The organism is Candidatus Izemoplasma sp., from assembly GCF_982632705.1.
In genome coordinates this window covers 1-7,689 of record NZ_CEXEES010000052.1, presented here as the reverse complement: position 1 = coordinate 7,689, position 7,689 = coordinate 1, and the positions used below count along the sequence as shown (strand labels likewise).

Annotated in this window: 10 protein-coding genes; all 10 read right to left on the bottom strand. The window is 32.4% G+C overall.

Annotated elements, in window-relative coordinates; genetic code table 11:
• Positions 1 to 294: 294 nt before the first annotated feature.
• The 10 genes from AC2LE6_RS07005 to tmk all read right to left on the bottom strand — a co-directional run bounded on the left by AC2LE6_RS07005 (position 295) and on the right by tmk (position 7,622).
• A complete protein-coding gene (locus tag AC2LE6_RS07005; RefSeq protein WP_484478553.1) occupies positions 295 to 504 on the bottom strand; it encodes a hypothetical protein in 210 nt (69 codons plus the stop codon).
• Between the two features lie 9 nt (positions 505 to 513).
• Entirely contained in the window at positions 514 to 690 is a 177-nt protein-coding gene (locus AC2LE6_RS07000; protein ID WP_484478552.1) for a sunset domain-containing protein, read from the bottom strand.
• Positions 691 to 777: 87 nt separating this feature from the next.
• Positions 778 to 981 carry a hypothetical protein gene (locus AC2LE6_RS06995; RefSeq protein ID WP_484478551.1) on the bottom strand — a complete coding sequence of 68 codons (204 nt, stop codon included), beginning with the start codon at positions 979 to 981 and terminating at the stop codon, positions 778 to 780.
• Between the two features lie 92 nt (positions 982 to 1,073).
• The gene (locus AC2LE6_RS06990) at positions 1,074 to 1,400 is read right to left on the bottom strand and encodes a nucleotide pyrophosphohydrolase (RefSeq protein ID WP_484478550.1); all 327 of its coding nucleotides are present in this window, start codon (positions 1,398 to 1,400) and stop codon (positions 1,074 to 1,076) included.
• A gap of 168 nt (positions 1,401 to 1,568) precedes the next feature.
• Positions 1,569 to 3,557, bottom strand: coding sequence for a methionine--tRNA ligase (gene metG, locus AC2LE6_RS06985; protein ID WP_484478549.1), 1,989 nt, complete (start codon positions 3,555 to 3,557; stop codon positions 1,569 to 1,571).
• 23 nt (positions 3,558 to 3,580) lie between these two features.
• Positions 3,581 to 4,423, bottom strand: coding sequence for a 16S rRNA (cytidine(1402)-2'-O)-methyltransferase (gene rsmI / locus AC2LE6_RS06980; RefSeq protein ID WP_484478548.1), 843 nt, complete (start codon positions 4,421 to 4,423; stop codon positions 3,581 to 3,583).
• A 4-nt stretch (positions 4,424 to 4,427) separates the two neighbouring features.
• Positions 4,428 to 5,156, bottom strand: a complete 729-nt coding sequence (locus tag AC2LE6_RS06975) for a tRNA1(Val) (adenine(37)-N6)-methyltransferase (RefSeq protein WP_484478547.1) — start codon at positions 5,154 to 5,156, stop codon at positions 4,428 to 4,430.
• 8 nt (positions 5,157 to 5,164) lie between these two features.
• The gene (locus AC2LE6_RS06970; protein WP_484478546.1) at positions 5,165 to 6,004 is read right to left on the bottom strand and encodes a PSP1 domain-containing protein; all 840 of its coding nucleotides are present in this window, start codon (positions 6,002 to 6,004) and stop codon (positions 5,165 to 5,167) included.
• Positions 5,997 to 6,989, bottom strand: coding sequence for a DNA polymerase III subunit delta' (holB, locus tag AC2LE6_RS06965; RefSeq protein ID WP_484478545.1), 993 nt, complete (start codon positions 6,987 to 6,989; stop codon positions 5,997 to 5,999). Before holB ends, AC2LE6_RS06970 begins: the two co-directional genes overlap by 8 nt.
• A gap of 9 nt (positions 6,990 to 6,998) precedes the next feature.
• Positions 6,999 to 7,622, bottom strand: a complete 624-nt coding sequence (gene tmk, locus AC2LE6_RS06960) for a dTMP kinase (protein WP_484478544.1) — start codon at positions 7,620 to 7,622, stop codon at positions 6,999 to 7,001.
• Positions 7,623 to 7,689: the final 67 nt, after the last annotated feature.

The window sequence follows — 7,689 nt, the reverse complement described above, 5'->3', positions numbered from 1 at the left end:
GGTAAATCAAAATCAGTAACTCCATACTCTAAATCAAACTCTAAATCTCCTGTATAAGAAATTACTGGAGCTGTTGTATCTACATCTGGAGTAGGTGTTTCTTCTTCCCCACATGCACTTAAAGCAAAAATCATTGTTAAAGCTAGTAATAATTTTTTCATCATTTTATCCTTCCCAAAATAAAAAACATACCAAAGGGATATGTTTGTCTCAGATTTATCCCTTTTCCTCAATAATATTATATCACAAAAGAAAAGAAGTCAGCAAGTGACTTCCAAATCTTTTAGGTGAATTTTAAATCATTCTAAAATATCTAAATGCAGTTTCTAATTTAACCTTATGTCTGTCAGGACATGGGTGTAGTCTTCTATTAACGGAAATTCTATTTGCTGATATTCTAGTCAATAAATTGTGTTTATCTTTCATATCAGCTATCCAACATGATTTTACTGATACTCCATAATTATCCTTAATATAGATTTGAATCTCTTTATATGTTGCCATTTTGCACCCCTACCTGTAACTCTTTATGTATCCCGCTTCTCTAGCTTCGTACTCGGAATCAAAACACGCCTCTGGAACTGTTGCATCATAATACTCTTGTCCTGGCATGTGATAAATCTTTTCTCCATCGTTGTAACTAATATTTCCTTTAATAAAGCAGTTTGATCCCCTAGAGGACTTGTTCATTCCAACAACTGAAAGTATCATTATAAAAATCACAATAGTTGTTAATATCCTACCCAGGTTTTCTTCAAAGTATTCTTTGATTCCCAATTATCTTTTTCTACTTCTATCATATGCATCATAATATCCCCAAGTTGAAGCAATTCCCATAATGACAATTATCAAAAAAAAGATACCCACTCCGATTTCTCCTTCTGAAAAAACTGAAATTGTTGCTATGCTAATTATAATTGTAAATATACCGGTAAAGATAAATGTAAATGGTGATGTTGGATCTATTGTAATCTTTGCCATTTTGAATCCCCCTTTTATGCTTTATATAATAATATTATACCATACTCCTAAATATAGAGGAAGCCAGTGAAAAAGCAAACACCTTGTGTTTGCTATAATTTATTATATTTTTTTGAAGAGCCAAATGCTTTATCCACTGGATACTTCTCTTTGTTCTTTTCAATTTTAGTTTTTGTGACTTCTATTAAGTCTATGTCTAATACATCACATAAAAGCAACAAGTATCCAAATATATCAGCTACTTCTTCTTTTACGTTCTCCATGTCAGCGTGATCATTACCCCATTGATAGTTTTCTAGAAGTTCTGTGGCTTCTAGTACTATACTCTTAGATAAGTTCTCGGGAGTATGAAATTGTTTCCAATTTCTATCATCTCTGAATTTCACAAATTGTTCTATAATTTTTTTTAGTTCACTCATTTTTATCACTCATTTCAATTATTTTCCTTATCCTATTATAGTCATTCTATCATAACGAAAAAGAGCTTTACAGGTCTTTTTCATTTTCCGCTTAAATTAATTAATATCTGTCAACGGTGTTGAAGACCGATGTTGAAAAAAGCAAGCCCAATTGGACTTGCTTTTAAATTATGATACTTTGTCTCCTGGAAGTAATGAAGATACTTCTAATACTTCAAAGTTCTTTCTTCTTTTACCTGCTAGGATCATACCTTCTGATAGTACTCCACGTAGTTCAACTGGTTTAAGGTTCTTAACTACTACAACCTTTTTACCAACCATGTCTTCAGGTGTATAGCTTGATGCTATTCCTGAAACTACTTGTCTTACTTTATCTTTTGTATTGATTTGAGATACTAGTAGTTTGTCTGCGTTTGGATGTTTCTTACATTCTAAGATTTCACCAACTACAAATTCTAGTTTATCAAAATCCTCAATACTCGCGAATAGTTCTTCAGGTTTTGGTTCTTCTTCTTTTTTACCATTGATTAATTCAAAGATATATTCTTCTTCCTCTTTCTTATCAAGACGAGGGAAGATTGGTGTTGGTTTATCTGATACTTTTAAAGTATTGATAGAACCAAACTCTAGACTCTCCCATGTTTGAAGTTCAGAAGGGATATTAAGTTGTGTAAACAATTCTGTTGATGCGTTTAATAGAATTGGTTTTAATAGAATACCAATATGTCTTAAAGATTCAACAAGATTGTATAGAACACTCTGTAATCCTACTTTATGTTCCTCAAATTCAGCCTTAGCTAATATCCATGGAGCTGTTTCGTCTATATATTTGTTCAAACTAGATATTAATTTCCATATAATTTGGATAGCCTTCGAAACTGATAATTTGTCCATCTCGACAGAATAGTATTCGATAGTTTCTATTATCAAATCCTTTAATTCATCTTCTAAATCTCCTAGACTTTTTAATGAAAGATTTTTTTCACCATATGTTACTGCCTGAATGTCTTTATACTTATCACTCTCGACTTTGATAATATTTCCATCAAAGTATTTATTTGTCATTGAGATTGTTCTATTTAATAAATTACCAAAGTCATTGGCTAAATCATAATTGATTCTAGCAACGAAATCTTCAGGTGTAAACACACCGTCTCCTGAATATGGTAGTTCTTTTAGTAGATAATATCTAAGTGGATCTAAACCGTATTTTTCAACCAGTTGATCAGGGTATACTACTTTCCCTTTAGACTTAGACATTTTACCATCTTTCATTAGATACCATCCATGAGCATATAACTCAAAGTTGACAGGTACATCTAATGCCATCAACATGATTGGCCAGTAGATAGCGTGGAAACGTAGGATATCTTTTCCTACTACATGTACTACTTGGTTTTCTTTCCAGTACTTATCAAATAGATCTGTGTTGTCAGATTTATATCCTAATGCGCTTATATAGTTACTTAATGCATCAATCCAAACATATACTACGTGTTTTGGATTAGATGGTACTTTTACACCCCATGAGAAGCTAGTACGGGATACTGATAAATCGATAAGTCCTTGTTTAATAAACGCTACTACTTCATTCTTTCTAGATGCAGGACGAATGAAGTTTGGGTTGTCTTCTATGAATTTAAGAAGTCTATCTTCGTACTTAGTTAAGCGCAGGAAGTATGATTCCTCTTTTACTAATTCAGTTTTTCTTCCGCAATCCGGACATATATGACCGGGTTCTAATTGAGTCTCTGTGAAGAATGCTTCATCACTCATACAGTAATACCCTTCGTAATGTCCTAAATATATATCATCTTGTTTTAACAATTGTTCAAAGATTTGTTCTACTACTACTTCATGACGAGGTTCTGTGGTTCTTATGAAATCATCGTATTTGATATTTAATAAGTCCCATAGTTTCTTCGTTTCTGTTGCTAAGTAGTCTACTTGTTCTTGTGGAGTTTTATTTAACTCCATAGCTACTGTTTCAATTTTTTGTCCATGTTCATCCATACCAGTTAAGTATCTAGTATCGAATCCTCTTAGTTTCTTATAACGGTTTATTGTATCTGTTAGAACCGTTGTATATGAATTACCGATATGTAGTTTCCCACTTGGATAATATATAGGTGTTGTTATATAAAATGTTTCTTTCATGTTATTCACTTCCTTATAAGTATTTATTCTTTCGAATTGACATAGTCTTGGTATACATCATTCTTCTTTAGATTTCTATTCTTCGCAGTTTTCTTTATTGCATCAGAGCTGCGCATGCCCTCAGACATATATAAGTCTATCTCTTCTAAGATACTTAAATCACTTTCAATAAATGTTTCTTTATATCCTTCAACTATTACTACGATTTCACCTTTTAATGGATCAAGGTCTTGTAGTGATAAGGTAGTACCTCTAATGATTTCTTCAAACTTTTTAGTAAGTTCTCTTGCGATAACTACTTCTCTTTCACCAAGCACTTCATACATTGATTTGATTGTTTTAAATATGCGATGAGGTGATTCATAAAAGACTAATGTTTCAGTATGAGTCTTTAATGCTTCTAACTCTTTTAGTCGTTTGGTTTCTTTATTATCTAAGAACCCATAAAACGTAAATGGATGTGGTGCTATCCCTGAAACAACTAACGCAGATAACGCTGCGTTTGCTCCTGGTATTGAAACAACATTGAAGTTCTCTTTGATTGCTTCTCTAATAACATAATATCCTGGATCACTTATTAGAGGGTACCCTGCATCACTTATAAGTGCTACATTGTTTCCGTCTTTTAATAAGTTGATTAGTTCTTCTGATTTGATTATTTTATTAAAGTCGTGATACGACTTTAATGGTTTTGATATCTCAAAATGATTTAGAAGTTTGCTTGATACTCGTTTGTCCTCGCAGTATATGTAGTCTACCTCTTTTAGAATTTTAATCGCGCGGAAAGTAATATCTTCTAAGTTACCGATTGGGGTAGCTACAAGATACAATGTGTTTTGATTGTTTTGAAAACTTTTTTGTCTCATCAAATCACTCCTGTCCGTAATTAAAGATTCGTTTAATCTCTTTTGTATATCCTCCATTTTCATGAACGTATAGTGGTTCTAGTAATGTTAATCCTGGATTACCATTATTAGATGCTTCTATAAGAACTGCGTTACTGTTTTCTCCCTGTTTTGGATAAACAAAACGTAGACGTTTGATTGTGAAGTTGTGTTTATTTAGTAGAAGAATGATTTCTTCTATTCTTTCTGTACGGTGAACCATACAGAATGATCCTCTTGTTTTTAGAAGTCGTTTTACCTCGATGATGATTTCTTCTAAGGTAATTAGTACTTCGTGTCTAGCTATTGTTTTATAATCGTTTTTGTTTGTATTAGACGATTCTTTAAATTTGAAGAACGGTGGGTTGCATGTGATGATATCAAACTCACTGTTTTCAAACTTTCTTGATAGTCCTTTGATGTTGTCGTTTAGAATTGTGATTTGATCTGTTAGTTTGTTTAGTTCTATGTTTCTAACAGCGATATCAAATACTTCTTCTTGGATTTCAACACCTGTGATTAATGCGTTTGTTTTTAATGATAAAAATAATGGTATTGGTGCATTACCTGTACCAAGATCCATTATTTTTTTAGTTTTAGCCAGTGGTCTTACAAAGTCTGCGAGTAATGTAGAATCTAAACTAAAATTAAACATGTCTGGTCTTTGTATTATCTTTAACCCGTCATATCCAAGTAAGTCATTTATAACTTCCATATTGTCACCTACTCTGATTTGTTTGGTTTTTTCTTGATGTCATAATAATCGATTTTGATTAGTTCATCTACCTTATAACTTTGAACTCCGCGTTCTTCTGTTAGAACACGTACAGAACGATCAATAATGTTTACAGCGATTACTTTAGCTCTACCGTCAGGTGTCGTTACATGACTGTTCATTTTAGGTAATGTTTTTCTGTGTTCTGTGTATGTGTCATTTTCATAACGAATACAACATAGTAATTTTCCACATAGTCCTGAGATGTTTACAGGGTTTAATGATAAGTTTTGATTCTTAGCCATTTTGATACTAACTGTATCAAAATCTCCCAAGAATTTATTACAACATAAGATATAACCACATGGTCCAATTCCTCCAAGGAATTTAGCTCCATCACGTGTTCCAACTTGACGTAGTTCAATACGTAGTTTGAATTCGTTGGCTAGATCTTTTACTAGTTCTCTAAAATCAACTCTACCTTCAGCATTAAAGTAAATGATTACTTTTGATCTGTCTAGTGTAAAGTCACAACCTAGAAGTTTCATCTCTAGTTTGTTTTTTCTGATATAGTGTGCAATACGTTCAATGGCATGTGGTGTGTCTGCCATATTCTTTTCGTATGATGCGATATCTTTTTCATTTGCTTTTCTTAGGATTGGTTTTAGGGTAGAAATAATCTCATTGTCTGCGATTTCTTTTTCTGCTTCTATAACTTCACCTAGTTCGATACCTCTTATAGTTTCTACTATAACTTTATCAAACATTTCTACATGATTATCTACTGGATCAAAATAGTATTTCTTTCCTACTGCTTTAAATCTAATTCCAACAACTTTATTAGCCATTAGATACCCTCTTTTCTAAACTAAGTAATAGATTGTCATAAGCAAGATTCTTATTGATATAAGAGCTCATTCTTGTCTGTAAACTTAGCATATGTTCTAGTTCGTCTATCAGTCTTTTTTTAGGTTTTACTTTGGCAATACTGCCTATTGTATTCATTTCATTTCTGAATACAATATTGTTCATGTCACCCATGTAATAATTTAGGATGTCTTTTTGGTATAGTACCATTAATGATAAGAATAAATTATTCGATTCACCATCTTGATATATTATACTACTATTCTCTTGAAAGTAAATGATAACTGATTCTTCATTTTTGTTTATGATATTGTATATATCTTTAACAAGATCTACTACATCAATAAAAAAATCTCCTGAGGCAATATCAAATGCATCTGTCGTTGAGTTTGTTAAACGTGATGCGATGCTTGATGTTTCTTCAGGGTATCCTTCTTCTACAAGTTCTTGTTTGATGATTGTATCAGGTACAGATGTGAATGATACAACTTGTGAACGAGAGATAATGGTTGGTAGTAATCTGTTTGCATTTTCTGTGGTTAGTATTGCGTGGATATGTGATGTTGGTTCTTCTAAGAATTTAAGCAAGCTGTTCGCAGCTTGTACATTAATTCTTTCGATATTTCTTATGATGTAAACTTTAGGTCCTGGTTCTACAGATGTTTTACTAAACTCTATTTGTAGATCAATGACTTGTTGTTTTCTTATTGTGTTTTTAATTGGTTCTATCACGTATACGTTTGGATGTGTTCTGTTTTTAATTCTTCTACAGTTATGACATTCACCACACGGTTTATCATCAGACGTACAAAGAAGACGCATCGCTAAGAATTGCGCCATTTCAAATTTTTTAGTTCCACGTTCACCTTCAAATAAATATGCATGAGATAAACGATTCTTTTTAATACTATTTTCTAATAATTGTACGACTTGAGGTTGTGCTTTTATTAGTTTTTCAAATGCCATATTATCAACCTACTTTAAGTATGTTTTAATGATGTCTATTGTGTCCTTGGTTACTTGTTCTATTGTTTGTTCTCCGTTTACTTTTACAAAGCGATCTGGAAATCTCTTTTCAACTTCCATATATCCCTCATAAACAAGTTCATGGAACTCTAAATTTTCTAAATCTAAACGATCTATTTTTCTTATGTTATTGAATACACGTTCTAGCCCAACTGCGGGTGGCACGTCAATAAATATTGTTAAGTCCGGCATGATGTTTCCAATACCGAATTTGTTTATCTCATATACATTATCAATTCCAAGTCCTCTAGCATGTCCTTGATATGCTAGTGATGAATCGATAAATCGATCACATAATATTACCTTGTTTTGTTCCATTGCTGGTTTCACTTTTTCATAGAAATGCTGACTGCGTGACGCGGCAAAAAGTAATGCTTCTGCATGAGCATCCATTTCAACATTATCTTTGTTTAAAATTATACTTCTGATGTCTTCAGCGATACGTATTCCACCAGGTTCTCTAGTAGCGATAAAATCGATTGCGTTATCCTCGAAGTATGCCTTTATTCCATTGATAACCGAAGTTTTCCCAGATCCCTCAGGACCCTCAAATGTAATAAATAATCCGTTCATGTAAAACACTCCTTTTTCAATATGTATATTATCGCATATTTTAGGCTTTTTTTAAATATCAATTTAT